This is a genomic window from Microvirga calopogonii (assembly GCF_003347665.1).
Taxonomy (GTDB): Bacteria; Pseudomonadota; Alphaproteobacteria; order Rhizobiales; family Beijerinckiaceae; genus Microvirga; species Microvirga calopogonii.
In genome coordinates, this window is sequence record NZ_QDGA01000015.1 from 80,698 (window position 1) to 105,124 (window position 24,427).

Annotated in this window: 23 protein-coding genes; 11 read left to right on the forward strand and 12 right to left on the reverse strand. The window is 62.5% G+C overall.

Translation table 11 applies throughout. From position 1 onward, the window contains the following. Window positions 1-3 precede the first annotated feature (3 nt). Window positions 4-1,050 carry an aldo/keto reductase gene (locus tag DDF70_RS14265; RefSeq protein WP_114945525.1) on the forward strand — a complete coding sequence of 349 codons (1,047 nt, stop codon included), beginning with the start codon at window positions 4-6 and terminating at the stop codon, window positions 1,048-1,050. Here DDF70_RS14265 and DDF70_RS14270 read toward each other — a convergent pair. Beyond that, entirely contained in the window at window positions 1,047-1,388 is a 342-nt protein-coding gene (locus DDF70_RS14270) for a DUF1491 family protein (RefSeq protein ID WP_114945526.1), read from the reverse strand. The two genes, DDF70_RS14265 and DDF70_RS14270, sit on opposite strands and share 4 nt — an antisense overlap. Further along, complete coding sequence (locus DDF70_RS14275; protein ID WP_114945527.1) at window positions 1,388-2,233, reverse strand: peptidoglycan-binding domain-containing protein; 846 nt, start codon at window positions 2,231-2,233, stop codon at window positions 1,388-1,390. The genes DDF70_RS14270 and DDF70_RS14275 overlap by 1 nt, the downstream gene beginning before the upstream one ends. 354 nt (window positions 2,234-2,587) lie before the next feature. Here DDF70_RS14275 and DDF70_RS14280 point away from each other — a divergent pair, with 354 nt between their 5' ends. Both DDF70_RS14280 and DDF70_RS14285 read left to right on the forward strand, forming a co-directional pair. After that, complete coding sequence (locus DDF70_RS14280) at window positions 2,588-2,908, forward strand: hypothetical protein (protein WP_114945528.1); 321 nt, start codon at window positions 2,588-2,590, stop codon at window positions 2,906-2,908. A gap of 41 nt (window positions 2,909-2,949) precedes the next feature. Further along, complete coding sequence (locus DDF70_RS14285) at window positions 2,950-3,405, forward strand: SufE family protein (RefSeq protein WP_245435491.1); 456 nt, start codon at window positions 2,950-2,952, stop codon at window positions 3,403-3,405. 89 nt (window positions 3,406-3,494) lie between these two features. Here DDF70_RS14285 and DDF70_RS14290 read toward each other — a convergent pair whose 3' ends face one another. Beyond that, window positions 3,495-4,463 (reverse strand): DUF6456 domain-containing protein, encoded by a 969-nt coding sequence (locus tag DDF70_RS14290; protein ID WP_245435492.1) that lies wholly within the window; start codon window positions 4,461-4,463, stop codon window positions 3,495-3,497. A gap of 530 nt (window positions 4,464-4,993) precedes the next feature. Further along, complete coding sequence (locus tag DDF70_RS14295) at window positions 4,994-5,428, reverse strand: Ros/MucR family transcriptional regulator (protein ID WP_170316074.1); 435 nt, start codon at window positions 5,426-5,428, stop codon at window positions 4,994-4,996. A gap of 421 nt (window positions 5,429-5,849) precedes the next feature. Here DDF70_RS14295 and DDF70_RS14300 point away from each other — a divergent pair, with 421 nt between their 5' ends. From DDF70_RS14300 to DDF70_RS14310, 3 genes are all read left to right on the forward strand, one after another. Next, window positions 5,850-7,961 carry a S9 family peptidase gene (locus tag DDF70_RS14300; protein WP_114945559.1) on the forward strand — a complete coding sequence of 704 codons (2,112 nt, stop codon included), beginning with the start codon at window positions 5,850-5,852 and terminating at the stop codon, window positions 7,959-7,961. An 88-nt stretch (window positions 7,962-8,049) separates the two neighbouring features. Further along, entirely contained in the window at window positions 8,050-10,431 is a 2,382-nt protein-coding gene (locus DDF70_RS14305; RefSeq protein WP_114945529.1) for a PAS domain-containing protein, read from the forward strand. 5 nt (window positions 10,432-10,436) lie between these two features. Continuing rightward, window positions 10,437-10,991, forward strand: a complete 555-nt coding sequence (locus DDF70_RS14310; protein WP_114945530.1) for a hydrolase — start codon at window positions 10,437-10,439, stop codon at window positions 10,989-10,991. Here DDF70_RS14310 and DDF70_RS14315 read toward each other — a convergent pair. Beyond that, entirely contained in the window at window positions 10,984-11,937 is a 954-nt protein-coding gene (locus DDF70_RS14315; RefSeq protein WP_114945531.1) for a hypothetical protein, read from the reverse strand. The genes DDF70_RS14310 and DDF70_RS14315 overlap by 8 nt on opposite strands. A 412-nt stretch (window positions 11,938-12,349) precedes the next feature. Between DDF70_RS14315 and DDF70_RS14320 the strand changes: the two genes are divergently transcribed. Continuing rightward, window positions 12,350-12,949, forward strand: coding sequence for a superoxide dismutase (locus tag DDF70_RS14320; RefSeq protein WP_114945532.1), 600 nt, complete (start codon window positions 12,350-12,352; stop codon window positions 12,947-12,949). A gap of 71 nt (window positions 12,950-13,020) precedes the next feature. Further along, on the forward strand, window positions 13,021-13,500 hold the full coding sequence (locus tag DDF70_RS14325) for a DUF2938 domain-containing protein (RefSeq protein ID WP_114945533.1): 480 nt from the start codon (window positions 13,021-13,023) through the stop codon (window positions 13,498-13,500). 4 nt (window positions 13,501-13,504) lie between these two features. Here DDF70_RS14325 and DDF70_RS14330 read toward each other — a convergent pair whose 3' ends face one another. Next, complete coding sequence (locus tag DDF70_RS14330; protein WP_114945534.1) at window positions 13,505-14,356, reverse strand: ChbG/HpnK family deacetylase; 852 nt, start codon at window positions 14,354-14,356, stop codon at window positions 13,505-13,507. 96 nt (window positions 14,357-14,452) lie between these two features. On the opposite strand from DDF70_RS14330, the gene DDF70_RS14335 reads away from it, so the two are divergent. Next, window positions 14,453-15,439, forward strand: coding sequence for a glycosyltransferase family 2 protein (locus tag DDF70_RS14335; RefSeq protein ID WP_114945535.1), 987 nt, complete (start codon window positions 14,453-14,455; stop codon window positions 15,437-15,439). Window positions 15,440-15,444: 5 nt separating this feature from the next. Then, complete coding sequence (gene murJ, locus DDF70_RS14340; RefSeq protein WP_114945536.1) at window positions 15,445-16,971, forward strand: murein biosynthesis integral membrane protein MurJ; 1,527 nt, start codon at window positions 15,445-15,447, stop codon at window positions 16,969-16,971. On the opposite strand, the gene DDF70_RS14345 is transcribed toward murJ, so the two are convergent. The 4 genes from DDF70_RS14345 to DDF70_RS14360 form a co-directional block, all read right to left on the reverse strand. Beyond that, entirely contained in the window at window positions 16,952-18,130 is a 1,179-nt protein-coding gene (locus DDF70_RS14345) for an adenylate/guanylate cyclase domain-containing protein (RefSeq protein ID WP_114945537.1), read from the reverse strand. The two genes, murJ and DDF70_RS14345, sit on opposite strands and share 20 nt — an antisense overlap. A gap of 55 nt (window positions 18,131-18,185) precedes the next feature. Beyond that, complete coding sequence (locus tag DDF70_RS14350; RefSeq protein ID WP_114945538.1) at window positions 18,186-18,905, reverse strand: DUF1194 domain-containing protein; 720 nt, start codon at window positions 18,903-18,905, stop codon at window positions 18,186-18,188. Between the two features lie 286 nt (window positions 18,906-19,191). Then, complete coding sequence (locus DDF70_RS14355) at window positions 19,192-20,538, reverse strand: esterase-like activity of phytase family protein (RefSeq protein WP_114945539.1); 1,347 nt, start codon at window positions 20,536-20,538, stop codon at window positions 19,192-19,194. Window positions 20,539-20,647: 109 nt separating this feature from the next. Then, window positions 20,648-21,523: a branched-chain amino acid aminotransferase gene (locus DDF70_RS14360; RefSeq protein ID WP_170316075.1), complete on the reverse strand. Its 876-nt coding sequence runs from the start codon at window positions 21,521-21,523 to the stop codon at window positions 20,648-20,650. A gap of 167 nt (window positions 21,524-21,690) precedes the next feature. Between DDF70_RS14360 and DDF70_RS14365 the strand changes: the two genes are divergently transcribed. Next, window positions 21,691-22,365, forward strand: a complete 675-nt coding sequence (locus tag DDF70_RS14365; RefSeq protein WP_114945541.1) for a haloacid dehalogenase type II — start codon at window positions 21,691-21,693, stop codon at window positions 22,363-22,365. 124 nt (window positions 22,366-22,489) lie between these two features. Here the strand turns inward: DDF70_RS14365 and DDF70_RS14370 are convergent, their stop codons facing one another. Together DDF70_RS14370 and DDF70_RS14375 are read right to left on the reverse strand one after the other, a co-directional pair. Then, complete coding sequence (locus tag DDF70_RS14370) at window positions 22,490-23,872, reverse strand: M20/M25/M40 family metallo-hydrolase (protein WP_114945542.1); 1,383 nt, start codon at window positions 23,870-23,872, stop codon at window positions 22,490-22,492. Between the two features lie 79 nt (window positions 23,873-23,951). Beyond that, a complete protein-coding gene (locus tag DDF70_RS14375) occupies window positions 23,952-24,422 on the reverse strand; it encodes a GNAT family N-acetyltransferase (RefSeq protein WP_245435493.1) in 471 nt (156 codons plus the stop codon). Between the last annotated feature and the right edge of the window lie 5 nt (window positions 24,423-24,427).

A 24,427-nucleotide genomic window follows, 5' to 3' on the forward strand; every position in this document is an offset into this window, starting at 1 on the left:
GTCATGCGCTACAAGCTCTTCGGCCAGCATACAGGCCTGCGCGTTTCGGAGCTGGTTCTCGGCACAGGCAATTTCGGCACACGATGGGGCCATGGCACCGAGCCGGCTGAAGCCCGCCACATCTTCGAGGCCTATGCGGAGGCCGGCGGCAATTTCATCGACACGGCGGACAGCTATCAGTTCGGCCAGTCCGAGGAGATCCTGGGGGATCTGCTGCAAGGCAGACGTGACGATTTCGTCGTCGCGACGAAGTTCACGCAACGCGCCAGTCCGAAGGACGGCATCCTCGTCACCGGCAACAGCCGCAAGGCCATGGTGTCATCGGTGGAGGCGAGCCTCAAGCGCCTGAAGACCGATCATATCGATCTCTATTGGGTGCACTATTCCGACGGCGTCACACCAACCGAAGAAATCGTTCGTGGGTTCGACGATCTCGTGCGCTCCGGCAAGATTCTCTACGCAGGCCTCTCGGACTTCCCAGCCTGGCGCGTAGCGCGCGCCGCAACCATTGCAGAACTTCGCGGCACCGTTCCCATCGCGGGCCTGCAGGTCGAGCACAGTCTCGTGGAGCGCACGACGGAACAGGAACTCCTGCCTGCCGGTCAGGCGCTCGGCCTCGGCATCGTGGCGTGGTCTCCCCTCGGCGGCGGCATGCTCACCGGCAAGTACCGGCTGGGGGAAGCCGGTCGGGCTCAGGGGCTCGGCGGCAAGGTCTTCCAGGCGGAGAACTCCGCGCAGCGCAGCGTCGTACTCGACACAGTAATTACGGTCGCCGAAGAACTCGGCGTCACGCCGGGCGAGGTCGCAATCGCCTGGGTGGCCGCCAAAGGCTCCCTTCCGATCATCGGGCCGCGCACGGTCGCCCAACTCGAAACCAACCTCGCCGCCGCGAAGGTCAATCTGTCTCCTGAACAGATCGCGCGGCTCGATGAGGTCAGCAGCCCGCCTCCGGTCTTCCCCTATACGATGATCCATGAGCCGGGGACGCAACAGCGCAGCTCGGGCGGCAAGTTCGACCTGATAGACCGCCCGCCCCTTCCCGTCGCCTAATCTTCCGCAGCGAGGTCGAGGAAGTGGCGTCCTGCCCTGTCGTCGACCTCCACGAGCCACAGGTCCGAGTCGAAGCGCATTTCGCGCGTCATCCGCTCCTCCACGTCGAGCGGCATCACGTCTTTCAGAATTGGTGAGAAGAGTCGCTCACCGGTCTCGTCGAGGAAGAGCTGCGGCGCGGGCCCATAGAGGCTCGCCGTACCGTCGAGCCGGTCTACCTTGACGAATACCGCTCCGGCTTCGGCGGCACCACGCTTGCGCAAGGCGGCATCGACTCCCTCGACCGAACAACGACGCAGGTAAGCCGAAACCCAGAAGTCGGAGCGAAGGCGGGACATTATTGAACCGCGATGCCGGAGGCGGCGGAGAGTTCGCGGATCGTCCTCGCGTTCAACTCGCCGGTGACGGGCAGACGGCGATCCTGCTCGAACCGCTCGATAGCCTGTCGTGTGCCCGAGCCCATCAGGCCGTCAACCTTTACGCTGTAGCCAAGTCGCGCAAGCGCACGCTGTCCGGCCAGAACCGTATCGCCTTGGTCCGGGCGGCCTACATTGGCCGGCGGCACCGGCACAGGCCCGCCCATGCGGATCATGTCCGCAATGGGATCGCGGCTGGCACTCCGCATAGGCGGGGGCGCGAGCGGAGCGGCGACACTCGGTTGCGGCGCACGGGCAACCGGCGGGGCGGCCGGAACAGGCTGGCCTCCATTGCGGATCATGTCAGCAATCGGATTGCGTGCCGGAGTCCTGGGCGTAGCCACGGATGGCGGAGCCGCCTCCGGTGCCGGATGAGCAGCGGCCTCATGGGGGGTCGGGGGCGATGCCATCTCTTCTGCGGGCTGAGCTCCGGGACGCGCGGGCGGAAGTGGCTGGTGCGCTTCGCTCTCCGCCTTCGGCTCAGGTGCGAGCACGATCTCCCGCGTGTTGAAGAGCGGCGCCGGATGGCGGCTGTGTTGCAGCGTCAGCGCGTTCCAGGCAATCGCGCCGCCGCATCCGGTCAGGAACAAGGCCGCCAGGATCTGGCGCGGATGGCTGAAGACGAACGAAACTGCCCTCTCCCCGATGCCCGGTCTGCGCGGCGGCTTGACGGCACGCTTCTGCGCCGGTCGCGCCGGAGCCTTTCGGCGCACGACCGCCGGCAGGTCGAGATCGTCATCGGGATGGTCGACAAAAGCTTCACGCAAGGGAGTCGTTTCCGTCTTCGAAGGATGATGTCGTTGTGGTCCGCCCAGGCAGCAAGACAAGACGGCAAGGCACCGTTTCTTGTCCTTCTGAGGGCAAAGCCTGACAGACCCGGTTTAAGCGAAACCTAATTGCCTTTGATCGAGCGGCGAAACGGCCCGGCGAAAGCGGCGCCCAGGCATCAAGGCCCAAATTGCTCTAAAATTTCTCTTTTCTTTTCATGAGTTTAACACAGGATGCCGACATCAAGGTTTTGTTCATCCTGTTTCCAGATTTCCCGAACGCATCCTACGCGGGCCAGCCAAGGTACGTTATGGTGCTGCATCATTCCTTGGCTTCAGCCGACCGACCGCTTCATGTTCTCGATTCTCCGTTTCATCCTCATCGTCGGCACCATTTTCTATTTCTCGCCAGTGCGCCAGCAGGGCGAGGGAACGGCCGCCGTCGAGGCCTTTTTCACATCGAAGAAGACTGAACAGGCGAAGGGTCCAGCTCCCGACACCGACAATTCAGGCCATCTCGAATCCATATGGAAGGCCCTGCCCGAGAGTGCGAAGCAGGCTGTCGTCGACAGGGTTCTCAGCACGTCCGGCCTCCCCGTTGCCGGTTCCACAAAGCCTTCCGACACCTTGCGGCCGGAGGATCGCGAGGCAGCTGCGTCCAAGCCTCGCACATAAATACGCTCCCTTCCGTCGCCAAACGGCATGACGATGGCTATATGACGGGCAGACAACCCGAGTTTGCCATGCTGCCGACAATCGACGAAATCGTTTCCAATTTCGAACTGCTCGACGAGTGGGAGGAGCGCTATCGCTACGTCATCGAACTCGGGCGTCTCATGGAGCCGTTGCCGCAAGACGCCTATAGCGATGCCAACAAGGTTCAGGGTTGCGCCAGCCAAGTCTGGCTCCAGACCGGACTTACCTCCTCGAACGGCGAGCCAGTCCTCCATCTTCGCGGCGACAGCGACGCCCACATCGTGCGGGGCCTCGTGGCGCTCCTGATCTCCCTCTATAACGGCAAGACACCCTCGGAAGCTCTTTCCACCGATGCCCTCGCGCTTTTCAAGGAACTCGGCCTGTCCGAGCATCTGACGCCGCAACGGTCGAACGGCGTCAGATCCATGGTCGAACGCATCCGCCGCGATGCTCAGGCGGCCGTCGCGGCTTCATAGAGCTGTTTCCCCTTGCGTGGAATCAGCTCTCTTCCTTGCTTTTCCGCATCTTTTGACGGTGAGCCGGATCCACTTCACCGAAAAATGCTCTAGCCTTTTCCACCCTCGATCACCACGGCCTGCCATGTGCGGATGCCGCGCGAGGCGGCAGGCCCTCGGGCCGAGGCCTCGATGCCGTAATGCTCCGCGAGCCGTGCCAGAGCGAGACGTACCACGATCTTGGCGGAGCGCGCGGGCCATTGCCGCTCGCGCTCGATCTGCTCCAGGCCTTTCAGGAAACCGCAGAAGTCGAGAAGAAGGTCGCTGAAATCGCCCCCGATGGCATCAAAGGCGTTCCGCAGCCGCTGGCGGGCGGCGACCATTCGGTCCGTCGCCTCGCCCGGGGAGGCTGGCCCTCCGCTTCTCGGCATTGCATCCCAGCGTGCCGTCACCCCGGGCAGGAGACCGGCGAGCATGATATCGGTCCGCAGGCGCTCTCCGGCCTGATAGGATGCCTCGTCGATCATGGGTTCACCGTCGCGGCCCTTGCGGCGGCGCAGCCAGTCGAGGGGGCTCTCGTCGGCATCGACGCGGACGCGGGCGGCACCTGCATCCGATTCTACTGTGGCAACTTCCGTTTCGCGGTGCTGATGAAAGAACGCCAGATCGGCCTCGGGCGCCGAGGCGCGACGCAGACAGGCTTCGCCGGCCTTGGTCAACCGCAGGGCCTTCCGGCCCGGCGCGGCCTGCTCCCAGCCACCGAGCCCCTGGCGCACGAGGGCGTCCGCGACGGATGAGGCGAAGCGCCCTGCCCCGACGGAGATTCCCGACCGGCGCCTGTGGACAAGTACGCTCGCCGGGTCCGTTGGATCGATTCTCGCCCATGTCTCCGGCTGACCCAAGGCTGCGAGAAGCCGCCGCGCTTCCTTGGCCAGGGAATCGCCAGCCGCAAGCCCAACCGCACTCTCCGGCTTTCGGCTTCCGTTGCGTCTACGCCTCTCCGAACGCGTCTTCTTCGGGCCTGCAATCCTTGCTGCGGCAATACTTTGATGAACCGCATCGCCGTCGATAATGTTCATGTTTTGTTCCCATAAATAAATAAATAAAGTAAGGAAGGGCTGCCCCTTCCATGCTCGATAGTGGGCCCATATTCCTAGTTGTCAACGAAGATTCAAAACTGTTGATAAGAGTGAGGATAAGTCGGACGCAGCCCACCGCACCCGTACAAAGGCCGCATTGACCCTTCGCTCTCGGTTGCGGAGGGTCAACCTTCGTTCAGGCTGCCGATGATGCTCGCTGCGAGCGTGCTCCATGCGTAAAGCGAGCACTCATCGTTCCAAGCCGTCATGCCGCGGGAGTTCGGTGTCGCTAAACAATCAAGCGCTCCAGCGTGATCTTCCGACATGACAGGTCGAGTGCGCCCGGCATCTGACTGCGCACGCACGACATAGGACTACACGCATCGATGAGAACGCAATCGAGGGCGCCGCTCGACAGGCGACGTCCGCTCCGAATGCATTGACCAAGGAACGAGCGGGCGGCGGAGCGGCGTCCCGAAAAGCAAAAAGCCGCCCCTGAGGGCGGCTGTCTCGACCTCATAAGGCCGATCTTAGCTGCTGCTGCGCGACGAACGACGCTTACGGCGCTGCTGGCCGAGGCCCATTTCCTTGGCGAGCTCCGAGCGAGCCTTGGCGTAGTTGGGAGCCACCATCGGGTAATCGACGGGCAATGCCCACTTCTCGCGATACTGCTCAGGCGTCATGTTGTACTGCGTACGCAGATGCCGCTTCAGGGACTTGAACTTCTTACCGTCCTCGAGGCAGACGATGTAATCCGGCGTGACGGACTTCTTCACCGGGATCGCCGGCTTCGGAGCCTCCATGGGCGTTTCCACGGTGCCGCCCCCGACACGCAGAAGAGCCGAATGGACGTCGTTGATCAGCGTCGGCAGGTCGCCCGAAGGAACAGAGTTATTGCTGACGTAAGCGGAGACGATATCCGCAGCCAGCTCAATGTAGTTCGAAGCAGCGATGTTGTCGCTCATTTTGATTTTCTTCCTTTCCGGCTCTTTAGAATGGCTCAAAAAAGCATTTCAACCTAAGTTTGAGCATTCTTGTCTGAAGCAATGCTTGCTTCTTGCTTGAGCCGCACCCTACTTGCACAGAAACCGTGCTCGTTTTCCCAAGTATGGCAAATTGAGCCGCATTGCAAGATGTGCAAAAGGAAAACTTTGGAAAACTTCGTATCAACTATCACTATGCAATAAACCTACCTTGAACAGTTGGTCCCATTGACCACAGGTAAGGCGTTCATCACGTAAAATTCATCGCTTCGACCCGAAGAAGTAACTAAGAAGGCCTTTTTCTGCACGATCGACGCCGATAGGTCCCAATCTGGACCCGTCATGGGAAATCCCCGTTATCTGTGCATAATCCCACTTCTTGATCCTCTGGCCGGACAGTTTCATGAATATTCAGCGCCTTCCTGTTGCCCCTTTGCCTGCCGCTCCCTCGATTCCCGCCAAACCTCATGTCTTCCAAGTTCATGGAATTCAGGTTCAGGACGATTATGCATGGCTGAAGGCTGAAAACTGGAAGGAAGTCCTCAAGGATCCGTCCGTCCTCGATACTTCCATCCGTGCCGTCCTCGAGCAGGAGAACGCCTACGCTGCGGCGGCATTCTCCGGAACGGAGGAGTTCCAGTCCCGTCTCGTGGCCGAGATGCGTGGTCGCATCAAGGAGGACGATCCTTCCGTTCCTGAACCCGACGGCCCCTTTGCGTACTTCACCCGCTACCGGGAAGGCGGCCAACATCCCCTGGTCTGCCGTCAACCCCGCGACGGCGGGTCTGAAACGATCATGCTCGATGGCGACAAGGTGGCGGAGGGGCATCCCTTCTTTGATCTCGGCGGCGCGGATCATTCTCCCGATCACCGGCTGCTGGCCTGGGGTGCGGATATCAAGGGCTCTGAATACTTCACCATCCGCATTCGGGATCTCCAGAGCGGCGCGGATCTTCCCGACGAGGTTTCTCAGACATCGGGCGGCGCCGTCTGGCTTAACGATTCCTCCGGCTTCTATTATGTCGAGCTCGATGAGAACCACCGCCCGGTGCGGGTCAAACGCCATCTTCTCGGCTCAGGCACCGACCGGGATCAAGTCGTCTATGAGGAGAAGGACCCAGGCTTCTTCGTGAAGCTCGGCGTCACGCAGTCGAACGCCTTCGTTCTCATCGAGGCGAGCGATCACGAAACTTCCGAAATCTGGCTGCTCGACCGAACCGATGCCGCGGCAACGCCACGGATCGTCGAGCCGCGCACGCCTCAACTGAAATACGACGTGGAGCATCACGGCGACGATCTGATCATCCTCACGAATGCCGACGGCTCCGAGGATTTCAAGATCGTCACGGCGCCCGTCGCAACGCCCGGCCGCGCGCAGTGGAACGATCTGGTTGCCTATAAACCCGGCACGATGATCCTGTCCGTCGTCGCGCTCGCCCGCTATCTCGTGCGCCTCGAACGTGAGAATGCAAATCCGCGCATCGTGCTGCGGGAATTCGCCACCGGACGGGAAGAGACCGTCGCATTCGAGGAGGAGGCGTATTCACTCGGCTTCTCGGCCGGATATGAATTCGACACGGACGTCATCCGCTACCATTACTCGTCGATGACCACACCGAGCGAGGTGATCGACTATCATCTGCGCACCGGAGAGCGCACGCTGCGTAAGCGGCAGGAAGTGCCCAGCGGCCACAACCCGGCCGATTACGTGACGCGCCGCCTTTTTGCCGCGGCTCCCGACGGTGAGCGGGTTCCCATCTCGCTCGTGCATCGGCGCGAGGTTGCGCTCGATGGCTCTGCACCGTGCCTGCTTTACGGATACGGCTCCTACGGCATGTCCATGCCGGCGAGCTTCCGAACCGGCATTCTGTCCCTCGTCGACCGAGGCTTCGTCTATGCCATCGCCCATATCCGCGGCGGCACGGAAAAAGGCTGGCGCTGGTACATGGACGGCAAGCGCGAGAAGAAGACGAACACGTTCACGGATTTCGTCGCCTGCGGCGAGGCTCTCATCCAGGCTGGCTATACCTCCCGCGGGCGGATCGTGGCTCATGGCGGCAGCGCAGGCGGCATGCTCATGGGAGCGGTCGCCAACCTGGCCCCGGAACTCTTCGCGGGTATCATTGCAGAGGTTCCCTTCGTCGACGTGCTCAACACCATGCTCGACAGCGAACTCCCCCTCACCCCGCCTGAATGGCCGGAATGGGGAAACCCGGCTGCGGACGAGGCCGCCTTCCGGACGATCCTGTCCTATTCGCCCTACGACAATGTGAAGCCGCAGGCCTACCCGGCGATCTTGGCTCTCGCCGGCCTCACGGATCCGCGCGTGACCTATTGGGAGCCCGCGAAATGGGTCGCCAAGCTGCGGTCGACGATGACGGGCGGCGGCCCGGTCGTCCTCAAGCTCAACATGGATGCGGGTCATGGCGGCGCTGCGGGCCGCTTCGACCGGCTTGAGGAAGTCGCCTTGGCCTACACATTCGCCGTTCGTTGCCTCGAAGGGTTTCAGAACTGACCTGATGCGCTATGTCAAAACGTAACGTCTTGAGGAACGCCGCTGTAGCGTGCCTCAGGACCTGCAAAGAGGCCGAGAGTACAGATCGATGACCAAGCGCGGCAGTTTACTGGTCGAGGACAAAATCGCCTCTCAGGAGGACGAGAAGGAGCGCATTGCCGAGCTGGAAGCGCGCTTGGCTCAAGCAGAGGCATCCCTCCGCACCAGCAATTTCAAGCTGAGGATCGCGCTCGACATCGGTCGGCTCGGCGCATGGGAACGAGACCTGAGGACCGACGAGGTCATCGGCACGGCGGTCTTCAAGGAGTATCTCGGGCTTCGGCAGGACGCCACGCTGACCTATGCCGAGTTGCAGGCCATATTCCACCCGGCGGACCTCACGCGCATCAACCAAGCGATTGCCTACGCGCTACGTACCAAGACCGACTTCAATATCGAGCATCGCATTCTGAAGCCCGACGGAAGCATCGGCCATGTTCACGTGCGTGGCGGCATCATCTACGAGGAGAACGAACCTGTACGCTTCGCAGGCGTGATGCAGGACATTAGGGAGCGACAAAAGATCAGGGAGGAAATGGATCAGGCCCAGCGGCGCCAGGAGTTCCTCCTCAAGCTCAACGATCAGCTCAGCAATATCGACGATCCTTACGGGGTCATGGAGATCGCTACTCGCAATGTGAGCAACTTCCTGAAGGTGGATACCGCAGGCTATGGCGAGGTCTACGAAGACCGCGGTGTCATCATCGTCGAACGGGAATGGTCGCGGGGGCTCATCAGCAATGAGGGCAAGGTCGAGAGGATCGACCAGCATGCCAACCCAGTCATAGAGGCGTTGAAGAGTGGGCAACCTGCCATCATCAACGATGTGAGAACCGATCCGCGCCTCGCAGATCCGGCCGTCCAGGCCTTCTACAGCACCATCAATGTGCGTTCGGGCTTCGCCGCCCCCATTCACAAGAACGGACGCTTCATTGCCGAGTTCTACGTCTATTCCTCGGCACCTAGAGACTGGACGAGCGACGAGATCTCCCTTGTCGAGGATGTGGCTGAGCGCACTTGGCTGGCAATCGAAAAGATCCGGGCCGAGACGAAGCTTCGCGAAACGGAAGCAATCTTCCAGCTCATCGCGGAATCCCTCCCCGCTCTCGTTTGGATCATCAAGCCGAACCTGGAATTGACCTACACGAACGAACGTTGGGTCACGTACTCGGGACTTCCGCCGAGGGAGGCTCTCGGGCACAGCTGGACGGCCGCCATTCATCCGGACGACTGGGCCAAGATGACAGAAGAAATCAAGCCCGTCATAGCCGGCGAAACCACCTATATGACGGAGGCCCGCTATCGTTCCGCGAACGGCGAGTATCGTTGGCATATCATTCGAGCGGCTCCGGTCCACAATGCCGCCACGGGAGAATTCAAAGGATGGGTCGGCACAAGCGTCGACATCCATGACTTGAAAATGACGGAAGAGGCGTTGCGCACGAGCGAGGAGCGGCTGTCTCTCGCCCAGAGTGCGGCGGGAATCGGCGTCTTCGATTGGCATGTTCCGACCGACACAGTCACCTGGACGGCGGAACAGGAGCGCCTTTTCGGCCTGGAGCCCGGATCGTTCAAGGGATCTTCGTCCGACTGGGCGGATGGCATCATCCCGGAGGACCGGGACTACGCCCTCAAAGTCATCGGCGACGCAATGGCCCGCCATGACAAGGACATCGACTTCATCTTCCGGATTCGGCGCCCCGACGGGCTCCGTACGATGCAGACCATCGCGTTGTTCTTCTATCAGGAAGATGGGTCCCCGCTGCGCATGGTCGGCGTCAACATCGACATCACACATTACAAAGAGGCTGAGAACCGCCAGAACCTTCTGATCCGGGAGCTGCACCACAGGGTCAAGAATACCCTCGCCACCGTCCAGGCCATCGTCGGCTCCACCGCCCGCACCGCTTCGAGCATCGACGAATTCTACCAGGGCTTCGTCGGTCGCATCGTCTCCCTGGCGCGCACCCACAACCTCCTCACCGAGGATCTGTGGCAGAAGGCAGCCCTGGAGGAACTGCTCCAGACGGAACTCGGGCCCTACGAGGATGAGGCCAGGAACCGCATCACCATGATCGGCCCCCCGCTCGAACTGCCTTCGGAAGCGGCCGTTCCGATCGGCATGGCGATCCATGAGCTGACCACGAATGCGGCCAAGCACGGAGCGCTGTCCACCTTCGGCGGTCAGGTCGAGGTCCGATGGGAGATCTTCAACGGCGAACGCCCGATGCTGCATTTCTCCTGGGTGGAGCGTGGCGGCCCAAGGGTCGGCACACCCACCCGCCAGGGCTTCGGCACCCGCCTGCTGCAACGGGTGTTGTCCGCGCAGCTTCAGGCCGAAGTCTCCATGGAGTTTCCGCCGGAAGGTTTGCGCTTCTCGATGCAGCTTCCAATTCCGACCGCTCCCCCCACGTTCAATCCGGACCGGTAGGCTCCATGCTGCTCGACGCACAACGCTCCCACCTCTTCGTTGTCGACCTTCAGGCGCGCCTCATGCCAGCCATTCACGAAGGCGAGAACGTCCTCCGAAATGTGCGCCTCCTGCTGGCGGCTGCCGACAGGCTCGGCGTCCCTATCACGGTGACGGAGCAGTATCCCAAGGGGCTTGGTGCGACTGTACAGCCCGTGCAGGAAGCTTTGGCGGCGCAAGCCGTCACTCTGGCCAAGACCACCTTCTCGGCCGCCCGCGACCCGAGGATTGCGGAGCGGGTCGCCGACCTGCGCGGCAGCGGGCGGAGCCAGCTCGTGATCTGCGGAACCGAAGCGCATATCTGCGTGCTGCAGAGCGCTCTGGAATTCAAGGCGTCCGGGCTCGAGGTCTTCGTGGTGGCGGACGCGGTATCGAGCCGCTCGAGCCATAGCGTCAATGCCGCCTGCGCTCGCCTGCTTCACGCAGGCTGCCAATGGGTGACTACGGAGATGGTGGCCTTCGAATGGATGGGCGAAGCGGCTACGGAGGACTTCCGTGCGCTGGCTCCCCTGTTCAGGTAGAAGAGGGCGAGCCTCCCTCGCCGCCTGCGGCAATGAACGTCTTCAACTCGTCCAGGGACTGGAAGCGGAACACGCCGCTGGGGGTCTGAGCCTCGATCGAGCCGTCCGAGAACATCACGTATTTGTTGTCGCCGGAATTATAGGTGCCGACGACCACGGCGGGATGAGACGCGTCGGGAGCCGTTTCGCGCTCCTCTTCGGCCTCCTCTTCGACATCCGGTGAAATCTCAGGTGCGCGCTCGACCTCCGGCTCAATCTCCGAAACGGTCTCGGCGGCAGGCTCCCGAGATTCGTCACGCGCGTCGAGATCACGTGTCGCAGGCTCGGCCTCGCCCAGGTCGCGGTGATAAAGATCGGCGCCATCCAAGACACGCGGCTCTTCATCCTCGTCGCGCGCCCGCTCGGCCAAGAGGAAATCCGGTACCTTCATGTCCGGCTCGTCTTCCGTGCGGATCGGTGCCGGAGACAAGATCGTCCTGGGCGGGAACGGCACGACCGGCTCGGAAGCCCGTGGCTCCTCCGGCCATTCGGCGACCTTAACGTCATCCTTGACGGTGTCCGGCCGATCCTCGCCCTCGAAGAGCGGAAGGATAGCCTGCCTCTCGTCGGCGCGCTCGACCTCCTCATCGGCGTCGGCGGCCGCATTGCCGGCTACGACGCCACCGGAAAGCGCTGCCAGTGAGGGCGCTTTCGAGAGTTTCGGTTCTCCGAGGACAGCTTCCTCGTCGAAGCGTCCCTGGAATTGCGACAGCCGGGCCTCGATCTTCGACAGCTTGGAAACGGCGGCGGCGATGCCGAGCAGAAGCGCACCGCTGGCGGCCGTGATGCTGCCGGCGATCACCATCGTCCAGCCGCGTTCGACCAGAACGATATCCCATCCAAAGAAAGCTGCGAAAAGCCCACCAACGATCATCGCAAGAGCGAGGGCCAGAAGAGCGATGATCATGCCGTCTCCATCATACGCAAACCTAGAGCACCGGCCCAAAAAGTGGTCCCACTTTCAGGGTCGATCCGATGCTCTCTCCCATCAGCGACGCATCGTTTCCGCGGAAATCCGGATCTATTTTCCCGCACGACGCGCCAAGACAATCAAGGCAAAGCTATGCTTCTATAGGCAAAAGACAACCGCCTGGGAAGCTTGACCAGAAAAAAGTCCGGAGCTTGGCCGTTGCTCTCGGGCATGTGGCGCTTTAACTAAGCCCCAGGCGCATCGTGTGGACCCGAAGGGCCGCGTAGCGAAAAGTGGCCCCGGTTTTCCGCGTCGGGCGATGCGCAGTCAAACGAGGGACATCGGGCTTGAAAGTGGGGACCACTTTTTGGTCCTATGTCCTGGGTCGCTCAATCCAAAGGAGACGCCGATGTCGTTCACCCTGCCCGAACTGCCTTATGCCTATGATGCCCTGCAGCCCTACATGTCGAAGGAAACCCTGGAGTTTCACCACGACAAGCACCATGCTGCTTACGTCAACACCGGCAACAACCTGCTGAAAGGCACCGAATTCGAGGGCAAGAGCGTCGAGGAGGTCGTGAAGGGCTCCTACGGCAAGAATCAGGCCCTCTTCAACAATGCCGGCCAGCACTACAATCACATCCACTTCTGGCTGTGGATGAAGCCCAACGGCGGCGGCGCCCTTCCGGGCAAGCTCGAGAAGAAGATCATCGAGGACATCGGCTCAGTCGACAAGATGAAGGAAGACTTCATCCAGGCCGGCGTCGGCCAGTTCGGCTCCGGCTGGGCATGGCTTGCCGTGAAGGACGGCAAGATCACCGTCATGAAGACCCCGAACGGCGAGAACCCGCTCGTGCACGGCGCCCAGCCGATCCTCGGCTGCGACGTATGGGAACACTCCTACTACATCGATTACCGCAACCGCCGTCCCGACTATCTCAAGGCCTTCCTCGACAATCTCGTAAACTGGGAGCACGTCGAGGAGATGTTCGAGAACGCGACCAAGTAATCAGAACAACGATACGTCAAACGAGCCTCTTCGGAGGCTCGTTTCATGTCGTACCCCATGGAGACAAACCCGTGATCGAGTTCCTGTACCGCTCCATCCTGATAGGCATTGGTGCAACGGCGGTCTTCGACCTGTGGGGATTGTTCCTGAAACACGCTTTCGGGCTGCCGGGCGCGAACTGGGGCCCGGTCGGCCGCTGGTTCTGTCATCTTGCCTACGGTACAGTCTATCATGAGGACATCGCGACAGCGCGTCCGTTTGCTCATGAAAAGGCAGTAGGCTGGATCGGCCATTACGCCGTCGGGATCCTGTTTGCGGCCATCCTGCTTGCCCTCGCGCCCTCCGATTGGTCTCGGCAGCCGACCCTGATGCCAGCCCTCATCGTCGGCCTGGTCACGGTCGGGGCGGGCTGGTTCCTGCTCCAGCCCGGCATGGGTGCAGGTGTTGCCGCTTCGAAGCGGCCCAATGCCAATCAGATCAGGGCTCTCAATATCGCCGGTCACGTCGTGTTTGGACTGGGCCTTTACGCGAGCGCTCTTCTCATTCGCTAAGCCTTCAGACGTCCTCGAAATGCGAAACGAGCCGCAATCCACGCTGCTCCAGCAATTCACGAAAAGCGTCGGATTTCAGATAGTTCAGCTCTTCCACCCTGCTTTCCAGCGCGGGATCCATGGACCTCAACTCGTCGTCCACATAGCCAGGATGGCACATGACGAGGGGGTGGGGCCCGAGTTTCGAGAACGCCTCCTCGAAGATGCGGGCGGCCGGAACCGACAGGTCGAGCGGGGCGAAACCTGAGAATCCCTTGTTGGTCGGGAAGCCCGCCGCATGGACGCTTCGGGCGAAGCCGCGGGCGAGGGAGTTGACGATCAGAGCCTTGGTGCGCCCGATCGGGCGGCGCAGGATCGCCGTGACCCTATCCGAGGGATCGCGCAGCCAGACGCGCCCCGCATAGCCCCTCGCCTTCAGGTCCGCGATCAAGGCCGGCCTGATCACTGGAAGGACGTGGACGTGCTGGTGCCCGTCCACGAAGGCCGGAGCCGCACCGAAGACCTCCTCGAAGGCATCGATCTGGCGGCCGATTTCCTCGCTGATTTCGGCGGCAGGCCATTGCCGTTTCAGGGCCTTCGGCAGCAATTCCTTCAAGGGGGGAAATTTCCCTGACGGGGCCAGAACCGGCATGGGCCCCAGAGGCGAGCCCGTTGTGAGGTTGAGGTGCAACCCTACGGCGATCCGCTCGCGAACGGGCGTCAGGCTCGCCGCCGCCCGGCGCCAGCCCGGCATGTTGGTCATGGCCCCGGTCGCGGACAGACGGCCCATCTCCGCCAGTTCCACGATGCCCCGGCTGACCCCGTCGGCAATGCCGAAGTCGTCGGCGCAAAGGATAACGGAACGGTAGGAGCTCATGAATGTCCTTAAAATCGGCTTTGCCGCACCCTAATGCTCTTGAGCAAAGACGCAAACTCGGCTCTTGATGCAGCCCGATCATCAAGGGTTTTCTCAGTGGCGTCGCCTCAGCTCAGTGTCATCATCCCCGTGCACAACGAGAGCGCGAACATCGCGCCTCTGTGCGAGCGCCTGCTTCCCATCCTCAACCGGATCACATCCGTGTGGGAGGTGGTTTTCGTCGATGACGGCAGCCGGGACGATACCCTGGACAAGATCAGGGAGGTCAGCCGCACCGAGCCGCGTGTCGGCGCCGTCTCCTTCAGCCGCAATTTCGGCAAGGAAATCGCCATCGCGGCCGGCCTCGACCACGCCCAGGGCGATGCGGTGGTGATCATGGATGCCGACCTGCAGCACCCGCCGGAGATGATCGAGACCTTCGTCGAACGTTGGCGGGAAGGCTACCTGATGGTCTACGGCCAGCGTACGGACAGGTCCGACGAGACCCGGGTCAAGCGTGGCTTCGCCCATCTGTTCTATCAGCTCTTCGCCCGCTTCGGTGAAATCGCCTTGCCCGAAGGCGCGGGCGACTTCCGCCTGATCGACCGCAAGGGCGTGGAGGTCCTGAGGACCCTGGGCGAAAAGGCCCGGTTTTCCAAAGGCCTCTATGCCTGGATCGGCTTCAAGGGGACCGGAGTTCCCTTCGTGGTGGAGGAGCGGCGATTCGGCACCTCCAAGTGGAGCTTCAGGAAGCTCTTCCGCTTCGCCTTCGACGGTATCGCCGCCTTCTCCACGGTTCCGCTGCGGATCTGGACCTATATCGGCTTTCTGATCTCGATCCTGTCGATTGCCACAGCGGTGTTCTTCATGATCCGCACGCTTCTGTTCGGCACAGATCTTCCCGGCTTCCCGAGCCTGATCGTCTCGATCATGTTCTTTTCCGGCATTCAGCTCATGTCGCTCGGCATCGTCGGTGAATATGTCGGCCGCATCTTCGCCGAGGTGAAGCGGCGGCCGCTTTACGTGGTTGCGGAGCGGATCGGCGGCGCCGCGGAGGTCTCGAGCAGCATCGTTCCGGAAACCTATCCCCTGCGCCGGGCCTGACAGCGATGTTCCGCAAGATTCTCTCCGTCGGCGGCTGGACGCTGGTCTCGCGGCTGACCGGCTTCATCCGCGACGTGGTGCTGGCGGCCGTAATGGGCGTCGGGCCCATCGCCGACGCGTTCTTCGTTGCATTCCGCATCCCCAACCATTTCCGGGCCATCTTCGGCGAAGGCGCCTTCAATAATGCCTTCCTGCCGGCCTATGCGCAGGTTCTCGAAACGGAAGGCGAGCGGTCCGCCCATTCCTTCGCGAGTCGCATCACGACCCTGATGCTGGTCGTGCAGCTCGCGCTCCTCGCAGTGGCCTTCCTGGCCATGCCGTGGGTCGTGACCCTGCTCGCCCCCGGGTTTTCGGACGATCCGGCCAAGTTCGACCTCGCGGTGACGCTGACGCGGATCACCTTTCCTTACCTGCTCTTCATCACCATCGTGACGATCTATTCGGGCATCCTGAATGCCCATGACCGGTTTTGGGCGGCCGCAGCGGCTCCGATCCTGCTCAACGTCGCCATGATCGTGGCCCTTGCCGTCGTCTTCCTGTTTCCCAATGCCGGCTATGCGGCCGCCTGGGGCGTGACGATTTCCGGCGCGCTGCAGCTCATCATGGTCTGGTGGGATGCGCGGAAGATCGCTTCCGCTCCCGGGCTGGAGCGTCCCCGCATCGACGCTCCGATGAAGACCTTCTTCAAGGCCCTCGGACCGGCCGTCATCGGATCTGCCGGAGTCCAGCTCGCCATCTTCGCCGACACGATCATTGCATCTTTTCTTCCGACCGGCGCGGTTTCCTCGCTCTATTATGCGGACCGGCTCTACCAGCTGCCCCTCGGCGTGATCGGCATCGCCGCCGGCACCGTGCTGCTGCCCGAGATGAGCCGCCGCGTCGCGGCCGGTGACGAGCCGGGAGCCTATGCGGCGCAGAACCGGACGGTGGGCCTGACGCTCGCGCTCGCGGCCCCTTTTCTGGTGGCCTTCATGGTCATGCCGGAGCTCATTATGTCCGCCCTGTTCCAGCGCGGGGCCTTCGATGCCGCAGCAGCCCAGCGGGCGGGCGCCGTCCTGGCGGCGTACGGCCTGGGTCTGCCCGCCGCCGTGCTGATCCGCTCGGCTGTCTCAAGCTTCTACGCCCGCTCCGACACCGCCACGCCGCTGATCGCCTCCCTGACGGCCGTCGGCGTCAATGTCATCGTTAAGATCATGCTCATGCAGAGCTACGGCGTCGTCGGATTGGCCCTGGGCACGGCGATTGGCGTTTGGGTCAATCTGGGGCTGCTCTTCATCCTGGCCTATCGTCGCGGCTGGACGGCTCCGAGCGCGACGCTGGGCAGGACATGCCTCGCCATCGCCGCAGCCGGCCTCCTCCTCGCCCTCTTCGCCTGGTTCGCACCCGCGCCCATCGCAGCATGGACGGCTCGGCTCCCGGCTTGGCGGAACGAAGCCCTCGTTGCATTGCTCGGCGCGGCTGGGGCCCTAATCTATGGCGCCGTGCTCCTGGCTGGCCTCAAGGTGCTGGGCGTCAGGCTGTCCAGACGCTGACGGACGCGATGGTGAACAGCTCCCGTTCTGCCGCGATGCCTCGCAGCCGGTGACGGCCGAGAGAGCGCACGGGAACGGGACTCGCGGACGTGACGCTGCCGGACAGGATCACGGAACAGCCGAGGCTGTTGCAGAGCGCCTCCATGCGGCTGAGTTCATTGACGGCGGGCCCGATCACCGTGAAGTCCAGACGGCCGGCAGCCCCGATATTTCCATAGAATACGTCCCCGCAATGAAGCGCGATGTCGAGGCTGAGCGGAGTCTCGTTGGCGTGGAACCGGTTGACCGCGTCATTGCGCTCGAGTGCGGCTTGTGCCGCACGAATGGCGGCGGCACAGGCCTGCTCGCGCGAGCGCTCCTCCGTGATCGGGAAGGCTGCCAAAACGCCGTCGCCCATGAATTTGAGCACCTCGCCGCCCTGCTCGGCCACGGGATCCGCCATGGCTTCGAGGTGCCTGTCCAGTCGGGCGATCAGGTCCGGTCCGGCCGCATCGGCCAAGGCGGTGAAGCCGCGCAGATCCGCGAAGAGGAGCGCCGCCGTGATGGTCGTACCGAACCCGCGCCTGATCTCGCCGCTCAGAACCCTTCGGCCGGCAGAGAGACCCACATAGGTGTCGAGCATCGCGACCGTGAGGTCGAAAAGCGTCATGCGATAGGCCGCTAGACTCAGCAGAGGCAGAAGCCCATCGATTCGGGCGATTTCCTCCGGCCGGAAGCCTTCGGGGCGGTTGCTCGAGAAAGAGATGCCAATACCTCGCAAGTCCGGCGCGCTGGCATTATTGAAGCTGAAGAGACGCGCCAGATAATCCGTTCCGCCCTCGTGCCTCACATCCTCGAATACATCGAACTGCCGGGTCTCCGGATCGTCGACCAGCCAGTAGCAGCCCGTCTGCTCGGTTTGCATCATGTGGTTGAAGGGGCTTCTGTCGAACGCAACGACATTGCGCTCGTGGGAGACGCCCTCGACCATCGGGCCGGCTGAACGGGTCCAGACATGCGTGTAGACCCGGATGGTCGGATTGACTGTCGGCAGTGCGAGGTAGGCGCGGACCAGCGGCATCCCCTCGGCCACCAAGCGCTCGGCGAAACCCGAGAGCAGGGAACCGACATCGGTTCCCCGCAGGCCCTGTTCGATGATCCATTCTTCGAGATTCGCCATGAAGGTGAGTCTAGCACTCCGTTCAGGAGTGTCTTCAAGCCCTAAAACGCCGACGTCACCGACTGGCGTGGCGCGAGGCTGCGCCCCTCCCGGCGATCTCCGTCAGGAGCTTGCGACGGGCAGCCACGGCGAATGGCCGTGTTTCATCGGCGATCTCGACGAAGGAGCCCGGTCCGCCGATGACGCTCTGGCCGTAATATTCCTCCAGCGACATCCCCCCAGGCCCGCCCGGGCGGCTGCTGCCCGGGCGGCGGATCGCCAGAGCGTTGATGGTGAAACCTTTGGCGAGAGCATCCGCCCTCGCCTGCTCCAGGGACCGGCCGTTCATATTCGGGCCGTCGCCCGACACATCGATGACCTTGCGCGTGCCCTCATGGGTATTGGTCTCGACAAGACGAACGGAGAAGTCGATGGCGTTGGAGATGGAATTGTAGCCATAAGCGCCCCGCGGCGCGCTCGTGAGCTTATCGGCGAACACCTTCGCGCTCACCTCGTCGCGGATCACATGCCAGTCGACGATCAGCACCTGTGAACTCGGTCCGCCCCATTCCATGAAGGCCACCGCAATGGCCCCGATAGGTCCGTCCTTGATGCCGTTGAGCACATCGGCGCTCGTGAGCGCCTCGGCCCAGCCCTGCCGCTGGAGCCGCAGCTCGGCATCGTCGATGGAGCCCGATCCATCGGCTGCGAAGACCAGCTCCAGATCGACGGATTCGGCCGGTGCCTGGGCGGTCAGGAGAAGGAGTGCAACAAGACTCGTCAGAACAGATCGCATCGAGGGCTCCGGCGTTGAGCGCGATGCTGGAGCCATGTAGGGCATTCGAAAGGCGAGAAGGCGGTCGGGACGATCACAAGTTTGTTGGGAGGTCGACACTGTCATTCCCAGCCCACGGCCGCCGGGGATGACACTCGTCACGTCATGGCCGGCCTTGTGCCGGCCATCCCGATGCTGTGAAGCGCCGCACCTTTCCGATCGAGATCACCGGCACGAGGCCGGTGATGACGTGGTGGATGTTGTTCCCTGTCCCCTCAATGACGGGGAATGACAACGGAGACGTGGATCACTTCGCCTTCAGCAGGTCCGCTACATCGAGCAGAACGAACTCGTTGTCGTCCTGCTTGTTGGGCTCACGGCTCGAGGAGAAGGGCAGATTGTTGTCGTTGCCGACGATGATGTGACGCTCGTCGACCACGTCCACGTTCTCGATGGTGAAGAACGGGAAGGTCAGCACATTGTCGTTGAGGGGCTTCTTCGCCTTCTTGTTCGGATCTGCGATCTGCATGAGATCGACATAGCCGATCTTGCGGACCGGGTTGCCCACATTAGCATCCGACAGCTCGATCTTCACGATGCGCTTGAACTTCGCGGGATCCTGAAAGCAGTCCGGGCGCTTCTCGCCCTGCGGGCAGGCCTTGTCAGCTGTGCCCTCGCCGTTGTCGCGCTCGATCACGAGACCCGTGGTGCCGTCGATCATGTTGAAGTCGCCGATGGCGAGGCCGTTCTGGTCGAGAACGTATTTCCAATGGCGGCCGGTCCACTTCTCGCCCGCCACATCGAATTCGAGGATGCGCAGGTACTCCCGCCCGTCGATGGTCTCCCACTGCTTCTTCTCGGCATCCCAGACGGGTCCTTCGAGAAGCGCGTAGAGGAATTTGCCGTCCTTGGAGGCGGCCATGCCCTCGTAACCCTTGGAACGGCGCACGTTGAAGTTGACGGGGCCGTTGGGAGCCGCAGGCGTCGTCACCGCATAATGATCGGGCGAGCGGGCGGGCTTGCCGTCGATCAGCGTCTCGTAGACGGCCTCGACCTTGCCGGTGCGGTCGGCCTTGATCAGGTAGGGGCCGAATTCGTCGGCGATCCAGAGCTTGTCACCGATGGGCTGGAAGCTCTCGATGTCGAAATCGGAACCCGTCAGATAGCGCTTCTCGGTCGCCTCATTGGCAATGCGGAACGGGACTTTCTTGTCCGAATCGTGCAGGAACACCGTCTCAAGCCGCTCGACCGAACCCTTGTTCCAGTCGATGCGATGGCGGTTGAGATAAAGCATCGAATCCGGCGACGTGGCCTTGGACCCGAAGCCGTTGTCCGTGATGACCCAGAAGGTGCCGTCACCCATGGACTTGATGCCGGAATGGCCCTGGAGCGGCTGGCCGCGGAAGGGCAGCTTCACGCCGGTCGGGCGGTCGCCGGAGGTGCCCTCGACGGTTCCGAGCGCTTCGATGCGCTTGCCGGTCGTGAACTTGCCGGAAACCCTCAGATCGGCCGGGGCATCCGCGGGAGCATCGACGAAGCTCAGGGCGGGTAGAACGGCGTGGCCTGTCAATACGGCCGGAAATTGCTGCTGCGCCAGGGCGCTTGTGCCGAGCAGCACGGTCAGCGGCAGCGCTGCGAGAAGACGGACGGACATGGTGAAAACCTCGTTTGCTTGTTCAAGCGAGATTGCTCTTGCAGGAGCCCCATGTCCGTCCGTTAACAGATCGACGACAGGTCTATGACGCCGCGAAAAACCGCAGTGATCAAGCGGCCTTGTGAAGTCCCTTATCGTGCGCGAAGGCCCAGTAGAGCTCGCGCGCCAGCCGATAGAACGGGCCGGGCTGGAGATCGCGGCCATCGATGCGCAGCACCGGCATCACCTTGGAGTAATTGCCAGAGATGAAGATCTCATCCGCCGTGGCGAAGTCCTCGTAGCGCAGCGTTCCCTCGACCACGGTGGTGCCGTCGTCGCGCAAGAGCTGGATCACGCGCTGGCGGGTGATTCCGTTCAGGAACGTGCCGTTCGGGTAAGGCGTATAGACCACGCCGTCCTTGGCCATGAACACGTTGGACGTGCCGGTCTCGGCCACGTTGCCGAGGGCGTCGCAGACGAGCGCGTTGTCGAAGCCCTTCTCCTTCGCCTCGCGAAGCACGCGGGCATTGTTGGGATAGAGCGCGCCCGCCTTCGCGTCGGTCGGCATGGATTCGAGGGTCGGGCGGCGGAAGCTCGACTTCATGACGGACAGGCCGCCCGGCACCGGCATCGGCGCCTCGAAGAGCGAGAGGCAGAACTGGGTCGATTCCGGATCCGGCGCGATGGTCGCCAGGCCCTCGGCCTCGCCCCAATACATGGGCTTCACGTATAGCGCGGTCCCCGGCGCGAACTTCTTCACGCCCTCGCGGACGAGATCCATGATGGCTTGGGCTTCCATGGTTGGCTTCAGCCCGATGGTGGGCGCCGAGCGGTTCACCCGCTCGCAATGCCGATCGAGATCCGGCGCGACGCCCTCGAACACGCGTGCGCCGTCGAACACGGAGGAGCCGAGCCAGGAGACGTGGGAGCGCGGCCCGATCAGGGGCGGATTGCCCTCGTGCCATGCGCCGTTGAACCAGTTCCAGGTCTGCGAATACCAAGCCACTTTCTCAATCCTTTGGGTCAGAATGACTGCCGTATCGAATCCCTTGCGGCCCCAACCGTCAATCGTCCCTTCGGTCATTGGGACATAAAGTCTTGTGATGGGTTCCATGCGGCGAGCTGATCATTGGTCGGATTGCCATCCTTCGACGCCAATGAGACCCTTGGGCCATGTCCTCGCCGATTATCCCTGCCCGTGCAAAAACCGTCATCTTCGACGCCTATGGAACATTGTTCGACGTGCACTCGGCCGTCGCCCGTCATACGGCTGAGATTGGGCCGGATGCGGGACGCTTCTCGGAGGTCTGGCGCGCGAAGCAGCTCGAATACTCCTGGGTCCTGTCGCTCGCCGGTCGCTACGAGCCCTTCTGGACTCTCACCGAGAAAGCGCTCGACTATGCGTTCGCCCGGTTTCCGGACGTGGATACTTCGATCAGGCCGCTCCTGCTGGAAGCGTATCGCAGCCTGGATGCCTATCCGGAGGTTCGAGAGACGTTGCGTGCCTTGAAGCAGCGCGGACTGACAACAGGCATCCTGTCGAACGGCGATCCGGCCATGCTGAATGCGGCCGTGGAGTCGGCAGGTCTTGCCGATGATCTCGATGTGATCCTGTCCGTCGATGCGGCACAGGTGTTCAAGACGGACCCGCACACCTACGAGCTTGTTCTTCGCGCTCTGCCCGTCACGGCCAGCGAAGTCGTCTTCGTCTCCTCGAACCGCTGGGACATCGCAGGCGCCGCAGCGTTCGGCTTCACGCCCGTCTGGGTGAACCGGCTCGGTTTGCCGGATGAATACCTGGAGCTTGCCCCGAGCGCGGTGATCGGGTCTCTGGGCGAGCTTGATTAGGCGCCGTCATGGCCGGGCTTGTCCCGGCCATCCACGTTTTATCGATCCGCTGCTCTCTTAAGACGTGGATGCCCGGCACGAGGCCGGGCATGACGAAGAGGTGAATGCAGGGCTTTGGGACGATTTACTTCGCCAGAGCTGCCAGGATCCGAGCCCAGGAGCGGGTGCCTTTGTGGAAGCTCTTCAGGTCGTATTTCTCGTTCGGCGAGTGGATGCGGTCGTCGTCGAGGCCGAAGCCGACGAAGAGGGTGTCGAGGCCCAGCGTGCGCTTGAAGTCGCCGCCGACCGGGATCGAGCCGCCCATGCCGATGACGATGGGATCCTTCTTCCATTCGTCGTGCAGGGCCGATTTCGCCGCGGTGATCGCCGGGAAATCGTGCGGAAGCGCCAGGGCGCGCGAGCCCTTGTGCTTGATGAACTCCACCGAGCAATCGGCCGGGATGCGCTCGCGCACGAAGGCCTGGAAGTTCTCGGAGATTTTCGCCGGGTCCTGATCGCCCACAAGACGGAAGGACACCTTGCAGCGCGCCTCGGCTGCGATCACGGTCTTGGTGCCCTCGCCCGTGTAGCCGCCGATGATGCCGTTCACGTCGCAGGTGGGGCGCGACTGGATCTGCTCGATGAGCATGCGCCCCTTCTCGCCGGCCGAGTGCTTCAGGCCGACCTGGCCGAGGAACTCCTCCTCGGTAAGATTGAGGCCCTTCCACTGCTCCAGAAGCTGCGTCGGCGTTTCCGGCACGCCCTCGTAGAAATCCGGGATCGTGATGCGGCCGTTGTCGTCGTGGATCGCCGCGATGATCTTCGACAGCACATGGATCGGATTGCGCGCCGCGCCACCGAAGGTGCCGGAATGCAGGTCGCGGTCCGCGCAGCGCACGATCACTTCCTCATAGACCATGCCGCGCAGGGAGGACGTGATGGCAGGCGTATCCTGATCCCACATGCCCGTGTCGCAGACGAGGGCAACGTCGGCCTTCAGCTCGGCCTTGTTGGCTTCGATGAACTCGGGCAGGAACTTGGAGCCATCTTCTTCCGCGCCCTCGACGAGGAACGTGATGGTGATCGGCAGCGAGCCCGTCACGGCCTTCCAGGCGCGGCAGGCTTCCACGAAGGTCAGCACTTGCCCCTTGTCGTCGGAGGAGCCGCGGGCGCTGATGGCCTTGCGGCCGTCCGGCAGCGTGATGATGCGCGGCTCGAAGGGCGGCCTCTCCCACTGCTCCAGCGGATCGACCGGCTGCACGTCGTAATGGCCGTAGAAGAGTACATGCAGCTTCGCTTCGCCATTCGCATGACCGAGCACCACGGGGTGACCGCCCGTTTCGCGCAAGGACGCCTCGACGCCGATGCCCTTCAGCTCGTCCACGAGCCATTGCCCGGCTGTGCGGCAGTGATCCTTATAGGCCGGATCGGTGGAGATGGAGGGAACCTTCAACCATTGGAACAGCCGCTCCAGGGAGGTGTCGAGATCGGAATCGATTTTGGAGAGAACTTGGTCGAGCTGGGACATGGAGAACATCTGCCTTGTGAAAGGGTCGTCCCAAGACGTACCCCCATCGCCCAGGACATCGCAAGTATGAGGTTTCGTCTCAGGGCATGGAGCTCATCAGCTTCGTCATGTAAACGCGACGGAACCCCTTCTCCTCGGCGCGATGGGTCTCGACGAATCCCAGGCGCTCATAGAGACGGATGTTCTCGCTCATAGCCTCGTTCGTATAGAGCCGGATGGCTTTGAAGCCACGCTCGCGGGCGAGCCTTTCCGCGAAGGCGATCAGCGCACGCCCATAGCCGCGTCCGTGCCGATCCGGATGAACGGCGACATTGTCGAGAAGCATGGCTCCGTCATCCGGCACGAGAACGAGGATCCCAGCCACCTCGTTCTCGGCTACGAGCACGTGGACGCAACCCTTCGCGATGAGTGCGGCATAATCGTCCAGCATCGGCCCAGGCCTTTGCCCGATGAGCGGTATGTAAGGCGAATAGGCGGCGTGGACGATCGCTTCGACGGCGGCAAGATCGTCAAGCTGTGCGAGGCGGATATGATGCATTGTCGATGCCAAGCGAG